Raw genomic sequence first — 15,572 nt, 5'->3', positions numbered from 1 at the left:
ATTTCCCGCGGCGCCTCCCGAACCCACTGCCGAGTTCGTCAGGATGGTAACAAGCACGCCGTCGCCGCCGTTGCCGAGTCCGATCAACCCGGTGGCGTCGATGCCGATGTAATCGCCCTCGATGGTGTTTCCCGTGGCATTGCTTCCGGCGATGACGACGCCATTTCCCACATTGCTCGAAATGACGTTTCGCGCTGCGGCCGTGGTACCGCCGACGACATTCAGGGGAGCATTAAAAATATCGACGCCATCGAGGTCGTTGGGGCACTGAGCAAAGCCGGTAGCGTCGGTGCCGACAAAATTGCCCACGACCTGGTTTCCCGTGGAGGTCGAGCCATTTATTTCGACACCATTTCTAATGTTGCCGGAAATGACATTTCCCGCTCCGGCGGCAGTACCGCCGATTATATTTCCCACGCCGCCGCCGGTTCCCACCGTGGGGTCGGACAACGGAGTGATCAGCACGCCGTCGCCGACGTTAGGACAGAAGGCAAGGCCCGTTGCGTCGGTGCCAATGAAATTGCCTTCGACAACGTTACCCGCGGCGTTGCTGCCGGAGATGACGACGCCGTTCCCCGAGTTGCCCGAAATGATGTTTCGCGCGGCGGCGGTGGTGCCGCCGATAACATTGAGCGGAGCGTCAAAGATGTCGACGCCGTCAAAGAGGTTGGGGACGGCGGCCAGGCCAGATTTGTCAGTCCCAACGTAGTTTCCCAAGACCTGATTGCCGACGGCGGCGGAGCCAGTGATTTCGACTCCGTTTCTTTTGTTGCCCGAAATTAGGTTTCGCACCGTGCCGGTGCCGCCGATGGTGTTGTCTGACGCGCCGTTGATGTAGACGCCGTCCTGATTGGGAACTGCGGTGTGGCCAGACAGATCGAGGCCGATGAAGTTGCGCTCGACAAGTGTCCCCGTGGCGTCACCGGTGATTTGAATGCCACTTCCGGCATTGCCCGAGATTATGTTTCCAGTGCCGTCGTCGGTGCCACCGACGATGGTGGCAGTGGCACCAGTAATGAAAATGCCATCCGTGCCGAACTGGGCGAGCGCCGGACTAGCGATCGCGCCGTTGGCAAGCGGCGTTGTGCCGTCCTTGCCGACACCGATGAAGTTTCCGAGTACGATGTTCCCGATGCCCCCTTCGATCCAGATGCCGCTCTGGCCATTGCCGGAAATGATGTTGGTTTGGGTATCGTCAGTGCCGCCGACAATGATGCCTGACGCGTAACCATCGCCAGCCGCTGGGGACGGCGGCGCGCCCAACGCGACCCCGTTGAGTACATTACCGAGAGGCAACATGCCGGTGACGTCGGTGCCGATCTTGTTCCCTTCGATTCGCGTACCGGTTGAAAACTGGTCGGCAACGAAGATGCCGCTTTGGAGATTGCCGGAGATCAAGTTGTTGTTGATGGAATCGTTCGGCGAATGAATCAGATGGATTCCTTCTTCGTTCGGCTCGGCTATCTTGCCGGTCGGGTCGGTGCCGAGGTAATTCTCCGCGACAATATTGCCGCCTACCGCCTTTGCACCGTTTGGTTCGGCAAACACGATGCCATCGTATGCAAAGCTGTGGATGTCCAGCCCTTCGACAAAATTGCCACCGGTCTGAAATTCCAGCCCGTTGGCATTTCCCGCCATACTGCCGTCCAACTCGATGAGCGGATGGTCTACGTAACCAGGCTGTGAATCTCCGTTGATCGTGAGCGGATCGGTGATCGCTGGGAGTTGAGTAAGCGGAGTGATCGTGTGCACGCCGGACCCGGGGATGTTGAAGCTAATCGTATCGGGGCCTGGGTTCGAGTTTGCCTGAACGATGGCGTCGCGCAATGTCCCCGTGCCACTGTCTGCGGTACTGGTCACCGAAAACACCGTGAGCAGACGCCGCTCTTCGAGAGGCTCGAGCCCCAAGCGCGTAAATGTATGCCGCAGGCGGAGGCGGCCGGTACGATGCCGATTCATTAGAAGCTTCTTCATGTATTCCCTTCGGGCGTGGCGACTATCGTGCCGGCAGCGACGTGCCTAGATCGACGGAGAAAGCGGAGCCGTCGCTCAAACCACGTCGGTCGGGCACTGGCGTGTTCGGACAGCAAGGCCCCCAGAAGAGGATTCGAGAAGCTGGCCGCCTTTGAAAATCGCTCCAAGGTGCCTCAAACAATGGTGCTCACGGGCTATAGCGCAGGTAGCGCGCGGGGACCGGCCGGGCGGCCCTGCTTAGCAATGCGACGTGGGCGGGCAATTACTGCCAAAAATCTAGAAAGATTTTTCTTTCCGCAAAGAAGCGGAACGAAATGGCCGTAAAAGGCCTATTCGGCACTGGGCTTGCCTGCGGAATGCGGCAAGTCGTCCATCCGGCTCAATTCGCGCCGAGCTAATTCAAGTGCCAGCCCGGCCAGCCAGCGAGGGCTCTCTTCGTCATATTCCGGTAATGCCTTCTCGTAGCGGGCGACTAACTCGCGCAGCAGATCGATTTGGGCCGAGAGCAGCTGCTGATTGCCGGATTGATAATAAGCCTTTGCCAGAATCATCGCAGACATCACGTGGGCTGCCCGGAACCGCTCATGAGAAGCCGGAGCGCGTTTCTCGTCCACCTCACACAGCGGCAGCGCTCGTTCGAGGATTTCTGTGCCCCGTTGGATTTGCCCCGCGCGCCAACTCGCCGCGCCAAGTAATGCACGCCGGATTGGATTGCCGGGATCGGACGCTGTCATCCGTTCGGACAAAGCCAGAACCGTAGACATGTCGGTGGTGGCCGCATCGCCGGCTACACAGGTGGCAATAATGCTCGTCGCGTCACGATCAGAGGCGCTGCTGCTGAAGCGCGAGACTAATTCAGAGCAGCTCGTTCGGTAGCCCGACTCGTCGTCTGCGGCCAGTTGCAAAAGCGACAGCTCAGCCAAGGAATCACAGGAACGGCCGCTGGCGTCGACAACCTTGATACCGGCGGCGGCTGCGCGGGCCCAGTTGCCTTGCATGGCCAAAGCAGCCGACAGACCGGCCAGCGCGCTGATGGGCGGGTTCTCCTGACAAACGGCGACATCGAAGTCCGCCGTGGCGGTGGTCCAGCTCTTTTCCGCGGCTGCCTTTTCCCCCAGCTCGGCCTGCAAGACGCCAATACGGAAATTGGCGCGGCCGACACCCGTACGTCCCGCGGGATCGGGAGGGGTTTGACGAGCAAGCTCCTGGAACGCGGTGCGGGCCGCCAGAAACGCCCACATTGCTTCCGACTTGCGGCCCAGCACGCGATACACGTCGCCAAGACTTATATGTGCTTGAGCCGCCGCGCGTCGATAGTTTGCCCAGTAACCGAACTCGACGGCCAGTTGCTCATATATTTCCGCGGCCTGCCGAAACGATTCCGCCGCTTCACCGGTCCGATTGGTCGCGCGCTGTACGTTTCCGAAATGAACATGGGCTCTGGCCAGATCCGCGCGATAATCGCCATTGCCCGGTTGCTCACGACTCAACGTCTCACACAGTGCAAGGACTCGTCGAATCGACGTCTCTGCGTCGGCCATCGCGTGCTGGGCGCTATGCTCAAGAAAACAATGAAATTCGGCCTGCGCCAGGCCTGCCGCATATCTCGCTTCTCCCGGATGATCGCGGCAAAGGATCTTACAGATTTCGAGCGAGCGCTGCGACGCCCGCGCGCTTTCGACCGGATGTCCAGAATCGCGCAGCACAGCAGCTGAACCATTGAGCGCATCGACGAGCATGCATTGGTAGTCGACATTGTCGGGATTCTGGCAACACAATCGCTGATAGACGTCCACTCCCTTTCGAAACCACTCGCACGCTTGCTCTTTCGAGCCGATATCATTATTGATCTGGCCTATGTGGACATAGGTCGATCCCAATTCCGGCTGCAGCGTCGGATCGTTCTGGTACTGTTCCACGAATTGGCGGTAGTAGGCCAAAGTGGATTCGATCAGCTCCTTGCGCAGCGGCTGGTGGGTCTCTTCACTCAAAAGTTTGCTGTCACGGACCGACGCGACGTACTTGTCGACGGCCTGACGCGCCTTTTGGAAGTTTACCTCCGCGCGTCGCCGTTGCACTTCCGCCTCGTTGCGACCGGCCTCGGCAATGGCTTCGGCCTGCCGAGCGCGAATTGCCTGCCAGGTGCTGGTAATCGTGCCAGCGACGAGAGCAGCGACAACCACCGTAGTAGTGATGATCGCCCCACGATTGCGGCGCGCGAATGTTCGAAACCGATAAGCGGCCGATGGCGGGCGGGCATCGATGGGCTCGTCACGCAAATGGCGCTCGACATCACGCGCCAGCTCGTTTGCGGTTGGATAGCGCCGAGCGCGGTCCTTTTCCAAGGCCTTCATCACGATCCAGTCGAGATCGCCACGCAACAGGCGCGTATAGCTGCCCGGATCGACGTCCTGACCGGCAGCCAGAGAAGTCGCCGTCCGGCCAAGGGTACAGGCCAAGGAGCTGGGCGTGATCGGCTCTTCTTCGCGAATGATGCGGCGCATTTCGTCGTATGACGCTTCGTGCAACCTCGTCTTGTCAAATGGCGTCGTCCCCGTCAGCAGTTCGTAGAGCAGCACGCCGAGCGAATAAATATCGCTGCGCGTGTCCACGTCGAGGCCAGACATCTCGGCCTGCTCCGGACTCATATAGGACGGAGTGCCAATCATCTGGCTGAAATTCGTGACCAGGGTCTTGTCCGTGAGCTGTCCGTTGGTTGCCTTGGCCACGCCAAAGTCGATCACTTTCGGCACGCCGACTCCGTCGTGCAAGGTGACCAGCACGTTTGTCGGCTTGAGGTCGCGGTGGATGATTCCGTTTTGATGCGCGTGCTGTACGGCGTGACAAACCTGCACGAACAATTGCAGGCGGACCGAGATGCTGAGACGGTTTTTATCCGCATAGTCCGTAATCGGAATACCGCGCACCAACTCCATCACGAAGTAAGGTCGCCCAGACTCGGTCATACCGGCGTCGAGCGCCCGCGCGATGTTGGGATGGTCCATCAGCGCTAGGGCCTGACGTTCCGCATCGAAGCGGGCAATCACCTGCCGCGTATCCATACCCGGCTTAATGATCTTCAACGCAACCCGCCGCCGCATGGGGACTTGCTGTTCAGCCATGAACACCACGCCCATGCCGCCGTCGCCAATCTGTTCCAGGAGCTTGTAGCGTCCGATGACTGTGCCCAGCCGATCCAGCGCGCAATCTTCTGAAAACGTAGCGACGACGGTCGCTGCTGCCGATTGGTTTAGAAAACTACCGGCGCCTTCCCACGCGGAGATTAACTCGTCGATTTCCTGTCGTAACCGACGACTGCCGTCACAAGCGCCATCAAGAAATGCCGTCCGCGCAGCACCACGTTCGAGCTCTATGGCTCGACCAAATATCTCTTTTGCTTCGGAGATGGGAATCATCATTGATGCAGCGCCTTACGCCGGTCGTCATTATTCAGTGCGACGCCCGCTCGAAAAAGCTGCCAAAGTTTTTGGGAAATCAGCCGGCACGAAATTTACTCCTCGGTTTTGCCAAGCATTCGTGCAAGACAAGCCCGGGCAAACGCCCAGTTTCGATGTGCCGTGCGGCTTGAGATTTCCAAGGCAGCGGCGACCTCGTCGAGCGTCATACCCGCAAAAAAATGCAGCTTGACGACTTGAGCGGCCTGAGCGTCGATCGCGGCCAGCCTTTCGAGTGACTCATCAACAGCTAGCACGTCATCCGGCGGTACCTCAACGGCCAGATGCAAATCATTGGTCGAGTGGCGATGCAGATTCCCGCCATGTTTGAGGCTGCGCTTGCGCCGAGCACTTTCCACAAGGATCCGGCGCATCGCCTCGGCCGCGGCCGCAAAGAAGTGGGCACGACCCTGCCAGTGCTGTTCTTGCCCGGCGGCGCGACCAGCCGGCATGAGCCGTAGAAAGGCTTCGTGAACCAGGCCCGTGGCGTCTAACGTCTGTCCGGGGTGTTCCTTGGTAAGCCTGTGCCTCGCTAAACGGCGCAGCTCAGCATATACCAGCGGCAGCAGCTCGTCGGCGGCGCTCGCGCCACCCGCGTCCGCTGCGGTCAGAATGCGTGTGATGTCGGTCATGCGAGATAAGGCGTTCAGCGCGGCCGATCGTTCCCGAAAATGCCATCAAAAGAGGACTTAAGTGTGATTGATGCAGGCGTGCCGAGCAACCGGTTTCTGACCGGTGTGGTCGCATTTCCAGTTGGACCTTCTGGTTTCGGGGGCCTGCGACACCGCCTGCGAAACGTCATCGTAGACCTCGAACCAGGGGCATTCCTGGCGCGGGGCGGTTATAGCGTCACTACCTTTGGATTGCCGTAAATCTCGCAGCATTCGCGAAAGCCATTCCCTAGCAAATAGGGTCCACCGCTGTGGCGCTCCCCGCAAATGCATTGAAACTGGCAATAGCGGATTAACGTCCCATCACGCTGCAAGAATCCGTTGAGCGCCATCGGCTTAAGCGTCGTCAAATCCCGAAATCTTGGCGCACTTTAAAGTGCTAGCAGGCTCAGCGGCCAAAGTGCGGCCATTCTGTAGCGATCTCACGACAAATTGCTAGCGCCTAACCAGACGATAACGTTCGTGATTGAAGTCTCGCCGACGCGTGGCTTCATTATCACGAATTGTCCGCGATCAGGGGATTAAACTGGCAATGGCCACCGACGTTGCAGAGATCTCGACGTTGCACGAGCTGCGTGACTTAGTTCAAAAGGCATTCTGCGACCGCCAGCAACGTCTGCTGGGCGCGTTTCGGTTGCAGGAGAGAATTCTTGTGCGACACGGCGATGCATATGGCCTGCACTTTATTCTGTACGGTCCTCGCGCCGTGCGTTTTTCGGCGCTCTGGGATGCCGCCGGTCGCACGATCTTGTTCTACAACTGCAACGGGGATCGCTTTCATCGCCGCGATTTGACTGTCTCGCGACGACTTCAAGCAGAACTCGTAACGTTGACCCGTCGGAGCGCGAAGATGGCAGCCTGAGGAAAACGAACTGCTCCGCTGTTCACGGCATGCGTTAATCATCGTCGTGTCGTTGAATCCAGCCTCTCTATTGCGGACGCGCAGCATCGAACAGCTTGACAGGTGTGCTGCGTCCGGGTGCCGATTTAGGCCAGCCGAAACCGGCACAATCTTGCCGTTGAGGCCTTGAGTTTCTCTCGGAATACGTCTCCCAGGGACGGAATCGAACCGCCGCCATACGAGTTAACGGCAGTGAGCCAGCCCGGGCGACTTCGAAGTCGCAAGCGCTCATGCACAATTAAGTTACCATAGTTTTAGTACAGGGCGGCTCTGCGCTGGCGCCAGGCCAGGAATGGTTACGCGGCGCGATTCGATCTGCCTCCCCAGCTTTACGATGCTCCTATTTTCTCGATCCGTTGGGCGGAAGATCCGGAAGTTTCGCGAAGCTTACATCCGGAGGCGCCTGAGAGAGGCGAGCGCGGATAACGGCAGAATTCCAATAATCTGGGGATATTCGCAGAATTCGAGTGACAAGTGGTCACGAATTGACCATTATTGCGTGCGCGAGGTTGTTAGGTACTTTCAGTGGCAAGAAGTTGCCCGGGCTGGCTGTCATCTTAAGGGATTTCAACGTGTCTCGCGGACTGGTCGCTTACCAAGCGCGAATTCCGTGTGCCGCGAGGAAAGCGACGACTCGCCACTGTGCCTCGTGAAGACGTTTGGACGTGTCCGAGCCCCATGGGGGTGGCTTGGCTCGCGCAATCGTAGCGGGACGCTTGCGCCCGAAGATCTGCTCCGGTCCAAAGAGTCGTTGCTAATGGGCCTGACAAAACTCGTCGGCCAGTCCGCATGGATGCGCGCGTTACGAGAACGAATCGACCGGGTCGCAGCCTACTCATCGAATGTGTTGATCATTGGTCCCAGTGGTACAGGCAAAGAGCTCATTGCCCGTGCCATCCATGGGCAGAGTCCTCGCTCTGGTGCCCCATTCATCCCGGTCGATTGCACCGCCCTATCCGGCGAGCTTTTCGCTAGCCATCTCTTTGGCCACATTAAGGGGGCGTTCACGGGCGCCGATTACGAACGATTGGGTTGTTTTCGCGCGGCCGAAAGGGGAACAATCCTATTGGATGAGATTGGCGAGCTCGCTCCCGATCTTCAATCCAAGCTGCTGCGCGCGATCCAGGAACGGGTCGTTATCCCCGTGGGAAGTGAACGGCCGGTTCCCATCGATGTTCGAATTATCGCCGCCACGAATCGCGATCTGGCCGATGAAGTGCGCGAGGGGCGATTTCGTCTCGATTTGTTCTATCGCCTGAATGTGGTGTCGTTTGAAACCTTGGCTCTGTCCCGGCGAACCGAAGAGATCGAGTCGCTTGCCAGCCATTTTCTCGACACGATCGCCTGTGAGCAGGGAGTGCCACGGAAGCGTTTTTCGCCAGCGGCTATTGCCGCCCTGAAGTCCCATCCCTGGCCAGGCAACGTGCGAGAGCTGCAAAACGTCGTGGAACGTGCCGTCATCTTCGCGTCGAGCGACCTGATCAACGCAGAAGCGATTCCATTCGACCGAAGGCAGTCGCAAATGCCGGTTCCAACAGAGTCCGGCCCAGAACCGCGCGCGAATGCGCACGAAGCACCGTGGTCGACAATGGCCGAAGTGGAACGTGAACACATACGAGTTACGCTTGCGCACACGTTCTATAACCAAAGCGCCGCGGCGGCATTGCTCGACATGGATCGCACGAGCCTTGCTCGCAAGATCATTTATTACGGAATCTCGATCCCTGCGCCTCGTCGGGGACGACCGCGCAAGATACAGCCGTAAGGTGGCGACCCGGCGCGTGCGACTGTTCGCAACCACCCGTGTCCGCACTGTGGTCGAGGACCTCTGAATCGTCACTTCGCGGCAGGTCCAGCGATCGCTTCCAAATTGCGGAATAACGCATCAATTGTTAGCGCTGTTATTGCGGCGCAGTGCAACAACATCGTTGCGTTGCGCCGCATATCGTTGGCCGTACGCTGTGTGCCCAATTGGCACGCTCTCTGTCGAGAAGCAATTCTCTTGCGCTTAACTTCAACCGCTTGTTGCTCTTCGGCGCGCACTTGCACCGTCGTCATGTGTTCTGGCACGGCGCGTGCTTTAACAGTTCGTCGTATGAGTGCTTGAGTGCTCCGAGGCCTATGGCGTTGGAACAAATTCGGGCAACATCAAGTCCGCATCCAATCGTTGACGTTTTTTGCCGCTGTTGCGCTCGTCGCAAGTGATGCCTGATCGAACTGAATCGTCAGGATCGCGGCGAATAGAGCGGGACCGGCAACACTGGGAGGAAACCATGTTACGACGTCTCGGCTCTGAATCACACATTGTAGTAATCGATCCTTGCCCCAAAGATTATCGCGACCTGACCGCGCTGGCTGGCGAGCACGGTTGGAGTGTCCACTTTTTGACAAGCGGTCGTGCCGCCATCCAATTTGCACCGCGCGGTCATCCCGCCCTGTGGATGATCAATGTTCATCTGCCTGATATGCTTGGCTTCGATTTTCTGGAAATGCTGCGCGAGTTGGCTGTTGCAGCGAGGCTATTTGCAATCGCTGATCACTACGACGCCGAAGACGAGAGGCAGGCTTGTTTTCGCGGGGCGGACCTTTATTTGTGCAAGGACGCAACGCGGTCGATCGACTGCAAGCCGATCCTGAAGTCATTGGTCACCGAGAAGCGTTTCGATTCTCTGCGTAAGTTCGTCGATTCGCACGCCGGTTTGTAGGTCAATGGCGCTCCCCGAGCCGGGCGTACCGTCTCGGGGACGAATCAACACATGGTCCACATGTTACCCAAAGAAAAACGCCTGAATTTCACCGACAGCAATATCGCGTCCACCAGGTCAGATCGTGATTACTCGTCAATTACCTTCCGCCTTTCTTGCAAAGGGATATGTCACATGAATTCTTCAACCATCCGCCGCTACGCTTTTAGCATCGTAGCCCTTGCTTTTGTTTGCGTCACCCCGGCCCTCGCTGATCCGCTTCCCGGCGAAATCCTGAAGTTCGAACAACTTCCGCTCAACGACGGCATGGGACCGAGCGCGGGCGGGGCGCTGTACTTTGGCCACGATGAGCGAAGCACTGCTTATCTGAATTCAACAAGCACGGGTTACAATGGCAGCTACGTGGCTGATGACTTCTCTGACAAGCTTTCGACGCCCGTCGTGCACGTCCAATGGTGGGGCTCGTATGCCAACAACATCATCGATAACGGCGTGACTCAGTTCCAGATCTCGTTTTCTTCCGACGTTCCGGCACTCAACGGTGTGGTAAGCCATCCCGGCTCCCTCCTTTCGAGTTCGATCGTCAATCTGGGAGCACTGAGTCCCGCCTCCGGCACCTTTACCGAAAAACAGATCAACACCGCCACTCCCGGCGACCATCTTTACCAGTACAACGGCGAGCTGGCCGTTCCCTTCAAGGAGCAGGCAAACACTATCTATTGGATGAGCATTACGGCACTAACCAGCGATCCGAACATTGGCTGGGGCTGGCACAATCGGGACTACGGGCTGACAAACCCTCTGTTCGCACCGGTCAGTCCTGGCGAACAGAACATCGGCCCGGCCGTGTCTCCCGTATGGCATTTCCAGGATGATGCCATCGTCGGGGGAATTGCCAATGGGGTTCCAGTGCCAGGCTTTGCCCCCCTGTTCTACCAAGATAATATCGACGGCCCGCAGGGGATCAGTTCGTCCTCGGAGGACATGGCGTTCAGGCTCTATACGTCTTCGGTTCCCGAACCCAGTAGTTTGGTGTCGCTCGGAATCGGTGCGGTAGGTATCACTTTTCTAACTTACCGCCGCCGACGACGGAGAATTCCCGCAGCATTGAGTCCAATTTCAATAGCGCGCCGTCCAGAAACGGACAGCTCGACAACCACCGCGATAGTTCAGCCTATGAACATAAGGAGAACGCTCAGGTGCACATCGAGTCACTTCTCGCTCTCGAAGTGTAACCATCTAACGTCGGCCCTGCTGGTTGCTGTAATAACCGTTGCCGTCGCGGCAAGGGGATCGCTGGCTAATCCAATCGTCTACCAGCAACTTCCCAACGCGAGTACGGCTGCTTTTGCCGTCAATGACACGGTGCCGAGAATCCTGGCCGACGATTTTCCGATTACACAGACCACGCAGGTCACGGATTTGCACGTCTTTGGAGCGTTTCTCAGCGACAATTTGCCTGCCCTGGGCGCCAGCGACGTAACTTTCTCGCTCAGTCTCCACACCGATAATGGTCTGTCGCCCAGCTTGCCCGTAAACCCTCCGCTCTGGCAATCGACTACCGCTCCGACATCAACGTCGTTGGTCGCCGTGACGCTGGGCGAGGCGTTCTATGATCCCGTGGCGGGATTCATAGGATCCGATACGACCATCTATGAATACGACTTCAACATCGCCCCTCAGACCCTAGGCCCGGGAACCTATTGGCTCAACGTGGAAGCCCAGCCCGGAGCCACGGCGAACGGCGTGACCGCAATTTTCGGCTGGGATACAACGACACCAGCCAGCAATCTTGGGGACGCCGCGGCCTGGGGAAGTGCGGCTCTCGGCGGATATCCTACTCCCTGGAACTCGTCGGCTGGAAACGCCGCTAATCCGCCATACGACTTGGCTTTCGCGATCACCGGTAACCCAGTGCCCGAGCCGAGCGCGATTTGCCTGGCGGGCACTGGTCTCGCGCTGCTCATTGGCCTGGCATATCGACGCATTGCTCAAGGAGCCGCCGTCGCTCTCGCGATGGCTTTCGTGCTCGTCGCATCGCCGGTCGCAATGGCGACCAATTTGGTGAGCAGCGGTGAATTATCTTTGTTCACCCAGGACGGTCTCAACGAGTTCCTAGCAAACAACATCGCAGCACCAGACGCCAAGCTAACGGACTGGACGAATAATCTCTCCATCATGGCGGACTATGGTGCGACCGCCTCTGAGTTAATCGGAGCGACGGGACCCAGATACTCGGGCACGGAGTAACTTTGGGGGCGCCGCTCGATGGATCCAACATCGGTTTTACTGACACGAGCTTCCCCGTTCCGGACTCGAACCCGTTCCTTGGCAGTTAGCGCGACGCACGCGGAAATGCCAGCGACGATCGTGGGCTTGGCTCGAGACGGCGTGTCGAGCGCCAGTAGCTCCAGAAGGAAGTACGGCGCATGAATTAATTGACCGTGAACACCTTGAAACGATCTAGCTGGTCCGCCTCTGCCGTCGTTTCGCATTCCGCGACTGTGCAACAGGTCTTTCACTGTTCGACGCTGCGGTTTTCGACTTTTTGCGTCTCTTGGACGTCGTTGTTTTAAGCGCGGTCATCGTCGTCTCCTCTTCGGTCCGCAGCGATCCGCGCCGACAGTCGGCAGTCGCGATCACGCGGAAGTAGGAGACAGTTACCTCTTGTCGTGCGTCACATCCAGTCAATTCTGGCGATTTCGGCCAGCTGAAATCCTACGTTTGCGATTGCCGAAATGGCGATCCGGCGAGATAGAGCTGAGCGCCACGCCGTTCCCAGGAACGCTATACGCTGACCCAGACGCGATGCCAAGATGATGATGGTCGTGGTCGATGAGGCAAGCTGGGCAGATTTTTGAGATGCGCATTTTTCTGGCGAATATCGACTCTCTAGGATATCGGGATCTTCGCGCACGATTGGCGATTCCCCGATTGAGTCGAGTTAACTTGCGGGTCGGTTGAATGGGCCAGCAGCCGAAAGTTTAGACCACCTCGCGGCGCACTTTGGACGTCAGCTGCCCAGCGAGAGCGCGCTCTCGGCAACCCGGGATCTGCTGTTCGACTGCCGTTAATTCGGACGTAAGTTCGGCGTGATTCTTGGCGTGCTCTCGGAATTTGTCGGGGCGCAACGAAAACGCCGAGGCGACTCTCGCCTCGGCGTTTTTCATTAAACTCGGGGGTCGGCACTGCTCGATGGCCGACCTTAGGCTCCCCGACTAGGACTCGAACCTAGGACCTAGCGGTTAACAGCCGCTCGCTCTACCAACTGAGCTATCGGGGATTGGGAACGCAATATCCTACTTTATGACGTGATGGCGGACAAGATTCAGTTTTGCCCGGAGGAAGTCCATTGCCAGCGGTCGTCAGGTCGGGCCTTTTCGCATTAGAATGCGTCGTCGCTGCCACCTCCCTGGCGAGTGGGCGGCCATCGCAGGGCGACTGACCCCCAATCCACAGAAGAGACTGATTTTGACCCGATCGCTAATCACCGGGGGGGCCGGCTTTATCGGCAGTCATTTGGCCGATGCTCTCTTGGCGCGCGGCGAACAGGTGATCGTGGTCGACGACGAGTCGACAGGCAATACCTCGAATCTCGACTCGGCCAGGCAGCAAGCCGGATTTACCTACGTGCGCGGTTCGGTGGCCGATCGCGGGCTGATACGGCAACTGCTGGACGATGTCGACTGCGTCTACCATCTGGCCGCCGCGGTGGGCGTGCAACTCATTGCCAGCAATCCGGTCCGCACGATCGAGACAAATATATTTCCCACCGAGCTACTGCTGAGAGAACTCAAGCTGCGGTCCGACCAGGGGCAGCTAACAAAGTTGTTTCTTGCCAGCACAAGCGAGGTCTACGGCAAGAACCCCCTGCCGAAATGGACCGAGGAAGATGATCTGGTCTTCGGGCCCACAACCCGGGCACGCTGGTCATACGGAGTATCGAAGGCGGTCGACGAGTTTCTGGCCCTGGCGTATGCGCGCGAACATGGTCTGCCTGTAGTCATCGCCCGGTTCTTCAACGTCGTCGGCCCGCGGCAGAGTGGGGCGTATGGCATGGTTTTGCCGCGTTTGATCGATGCCGCTTTGGTCGGCGGTCCATTAGTAGTGCACGACGATGGCCAGCAGGTGCGTTGTTTCGCCCATGTCGCGGACGTGGTCGCTGCGGTGCTCGCGCTCGTGGGCACACCGGCGGCACTGGGCCGCGTGTTCAACGTCGGCAGCGACCAGGCGGTAAGCATTCTCGATCTTGCCCAGCAGGTTGTGGCCGCGATCGACTCTCGCCTGACGATTATTTTCCAGAGTTACGCCGAAGCCTATTCGGCGGATTTTGAAGATGTGCGTAGCCGGGTGCCCGACCTAGGCAGACTGCGGGCCACGATCGACTTTCGGCTGCGTTACGACCTACAGGCAATCATTCGCGATGTGATTGACTCACGGCGCGGATAGCTCTTACATCATCGAATTCGCTTGAGGCGTTCCAGAGAGAATTCCGTTCCTTTGGGGGCCGTGAATTCCGTAGGTCGCTCGCCACCACCGACCCCCATGCAGATAACCAGCTGCTCTCCCTGCCACTGATAGATACCCCGCATGGTGTCTTTGCCGGGCTCAATGTCGTCTCGCTCTGGGCCGGTGTATTTGAAGTCGATTTGCTTGGGATCTTCGTCAGGAAACAACGCGACGACGAATTCGCACGTCTCGCAAGGGTCGTCTTTCTCGACAAGCAGTACCTTTCCATCGACGAATCGATCAACGTCGCCGACGGCGTCTTTTAGCTGCTCACCATTTCGCTCGAATGAGACAACTTGCCAGTCGCCCTGGATTCGATCTTTGTCTGATTCGACGCGATCGGCCCCGATCGAGAGCAGGGCGCCACCAAGTATCGCAAGGCAAGCACAGTATCTCATTTGGTCGACCATCCGTGGTTTGTCCCGCGGTGCCCCTATTCAGGGATCGCGCGCGGGAATCGTAGCCTACGACTCGTCCTAAGTCACCTTCATTTTTTTCACCACTTCGGCCTCGTAGGCTTTGGCGGCGAAGTCAGCCAACAGCGTGCGATCTTCGTTGGTGAAGGCCAGATTGCCGGTCAGCGTCCTAAGATTGCGGTCGATATCCTGGGGCATCGAAACGCCGATATTGAGCAACGAGATTCGTGGATCTTGCAACACCCAGCGGATGGCCGCTGGCGGCAGTTTTTCCAATTGCACTGGGTCGGCGTCGGCGACCAGGTTCTTGGCGTTATGGCTGAAGATGTTGGCCCCCATGACCTTCATCGCGACGATAGCCATGCCCAGGTCGGTCGCCTTGGTCAGGCACATATCGCGATACTCGACGTTGCGATTCGAGAGGATCGTATCCATACCTTTGCGGAAATATCCGTAGGCCAGCAGCACCTGATCAAAGCCGCCGGTCGAGATCATCTTGAGCACGTCTTCGAATACGATGTGCGTCGTCAGACCGATAAATCGCAACATTTTTTCGTCGCGCAGCTTGACTAGCTCGGCGTGCAGTTTCATCGCTCCCTCGAACCCAACTCGTTCGATGGCGGGACTGTGAATCTGCACGCAGTCGACGTAATCAGTATCGAGCTGCACGAGCGACGTTTCGACCGATTTGCGGACCTGACCGGGTTCGGTCATGTGACATTTGGTGGCGATATAGACGTTGTCGCGGACTCCTTTTAGCCCGCGTCCCATGATCTGCTCGCTCTCGCCGTAGACACGCGCCGTGTCGAAGTAGCGAATTCCGCTGTCGTAGGCATGCCGTACCATGGCCACGCGCTCATCAAGCGGCAACAGCTTGACGCCGTACGAACTGGTGAACAATTGCACCATCGCCGACCCGCCCATGCCCAGAATTGGCAGCA

General features: G+C 58.1%; 10 protein-coding genes and 1 tRNA gene. 5 read left to right on the top strand and 6 right to left on the bottom strand.

Annotated features, from left to right (window positions below):
• From VGG64_07550 to VGG64_07540, 3 genes are all read right to left on the bottom strand, one after another.
• A partial coding sequence (locus VGG64_07550) for a right-handed parallel beta-helix repeat-containing protein (GenBank protein HEY1599440.1) occupies positions 1 to 1,974 on the bottom strand: 1,974 nt, incomplete at its 3' end.
• A gap of 329 nt (positions 1,975 to 2,303) precedes the next feature.
• Positions 2,304 to 5,393 (bottom strand): serine/threonine-protein kinase, encoded by a 3,090-nt coding sequence (locus VGG64_07545; GenBank protein HEY1599439.1) that lies wholly within the window; start codon positions 5,391 to 5,393, stop codon positions 2,304 to 2,306.
• A 92-nt stretch (positions 5,394 to 5,485) separates the two neighbouring features.
• Positions 5,486 to 6,061 (bottom strand): ECF-type sigma factor, encoded by a 576-nt coding sequence (locus VGG64_07540; protein HEY1599438.1) that lies wholly within the window; start codon positions 6,059 to 6,061, stop codon positions 5,486 to 5,488.
• 571 nt (positions 6,062 to 6,632) lie between these two features.
• Between VGG64_07540 and VGG64_07535 the strand changes: the two genes are divergently transcribed.
• The 4 genes from VGG64_07535 (at position 6,633) to VGG64_07520 (ending at position 11,956) form a co-directional block, all read left to right on the top strand.
• The gene (locus VGG64_07535) at positions 6,633 to 6,962 is read left to right on the top strand and encodes a hypothetical protein (GenBank protein ID HEY1599437.1); all 330 of its coding nucleotides are present in this window, start codon (positions 6,633 to 6,635) and stop codon (positions 6,960 to 6,962) included.
• Positions 6,963 to 7,758: 796 nt separating this feature from the next.
• On the top strand, positions 7,759 to 8,766 hold the full coding sequence (locus tag VGG64_07530; protein HEY1599436.1) for a sigma-54 dependent transcriptional regulator: 1,008 nt from the start codon (positions 7,759 to 7,761) through the stop codon (positions 8,764 to 8,766).
• Positions 8,767 to 9,274: 508 nt separating this feature from the next.
• On the top strand, positions 9,275 to 9,706 hold the full coding sequence (locus tag VGG64_07525) for a response regulator (protein HEY1599435.1): 432 nt from the start codon (positions 9,275 to 9,277) through the stop codon (positions 9,704 to 9,706).
• Positions 9,707 to 9,757: 51 nt separating this feature from the next.
• A complete protein-coding gene (locus VGG64_07520) occupies positions 9,758 to 11,956 on the top strand; it encodes a PEP-CTERM sorting domain-containing protein (protein ID HEY1599434.1) in 2,199 nt (732 codons plus the stop codon).
• A gap of 960 nt (positions 11,957 to 12,916) precedes the next feature.
• Here VGG64_07520 and VGG64_07515 read toward each other — a convergent pair.
• Positions 12,917 to 12,989: transfer RNA gene (locus VGG64_07515), tRNA-Asn, on the bottom strand.
• 188 nt (positions 12,990 to 13,177) lie between these two features.
• Here VGG64_07515 and VGG64_07510 point away from each other — a divergent pair.
• Positions 13,178 to 14,155, top strand: a complete 978-nt coding sequence (locus VGG64_07510) for an NAD-dependent epimerase/dehydratase family protein (GenBank protein ID HEY1599433.1) — start codon at positions 13,178 to 13,180, stop codon at positions 14,153 to 14,155.
• An 8-nt stretch (positions 14,156 to 14,163) separates the two neighbouring features.
• Here the strand turns inward: VGG64_07510 and VGG64_07505 are convergent, their stop codons facing one another.
• Together VGG64_07505 and VGG64_07500 are read right to left on the bottom strand one after the other, a co-directional pair.
• Complete coding sequence (locus VGG64_07505; GenBank protein HEY1599432.1) at positions 14,164 to 14,613, bottom strand: TIGR03067 domain-containing protein; 450 nt, start codon at positions 14,611 to 14,613, stop codon at positions 14,164 to 14,166.
• 78 nt (positions 14,614 to 14,691) lie between these two features.
• Positions 14,692 to 15,572 (bottom strand): aldo/keto reductase (locus VGG64_07500; GenBank protein HEY1599431.1); only part of this gene is annotated, 881 nt, incomplete at its 5' end.

This window comes from Pirellulales bacterium (assembly GCA_036490175.1).
Classification (GTDB): domain Bacteria; phylum Planctomycetota; class Planctomycetia; order Pirellulales; family JACPPG01; genus JACPPG01.
This window is presented reverse-complemented; position numbering and strand designations above follow the sequence as displayed.

Bases quoted from the DNA above. Each gene is read 5' to 3' on its own strand.
- VGG64_07505 (HEY1599432.1), bottom strand. From the start codon at position 14,613: ATGAGATACTGTGCTTGCCTTGCGATACTTGGTGGCGCCCTGCTCTCG.
- VGG64_07520 (HEY1599434.1), top strand. From the start codon at position 9,758: ATGGTCCACATGTTACCCAAAGAAAAACGCCTGAATTTCACCGACAGC.
- VGG64_07530 (HEY1599436.1), top strand. From the start codon at position 7,759: ATGGGCCTGACAAAACTCGTCGGCCAGTCCGCATGGATGCGCGCGTTA.
- VGG64_07535 (HEY1599437.1), top strand. From the start codon at position 6,633: ATGGCCACCGACGTTGCAGAGATCTCGACGTTGCACGAGCTGCGTGAC.
- VGG64_07525 (HEY1599435.1), top strand. From the start codon at position 9,275: ATGTTACGACGTCTCGGCTCTGAATCACACATTGTAGTAATCGATCCT.
- VGG64_07545 (HEY1599439.1), bottom strand. From the start codon at position 5,393: ATGATGATTCCCATCTCCGAAGCAAAAGAGATATTTGGTCGAGCCATA.
- VGG64_07540 (HEY1599438.1), bottom strand. From the start codon at position 6,061: ATGACCGACATCACACGCATTCTGACCGCAGCGGACGCGGGTGGCGCG.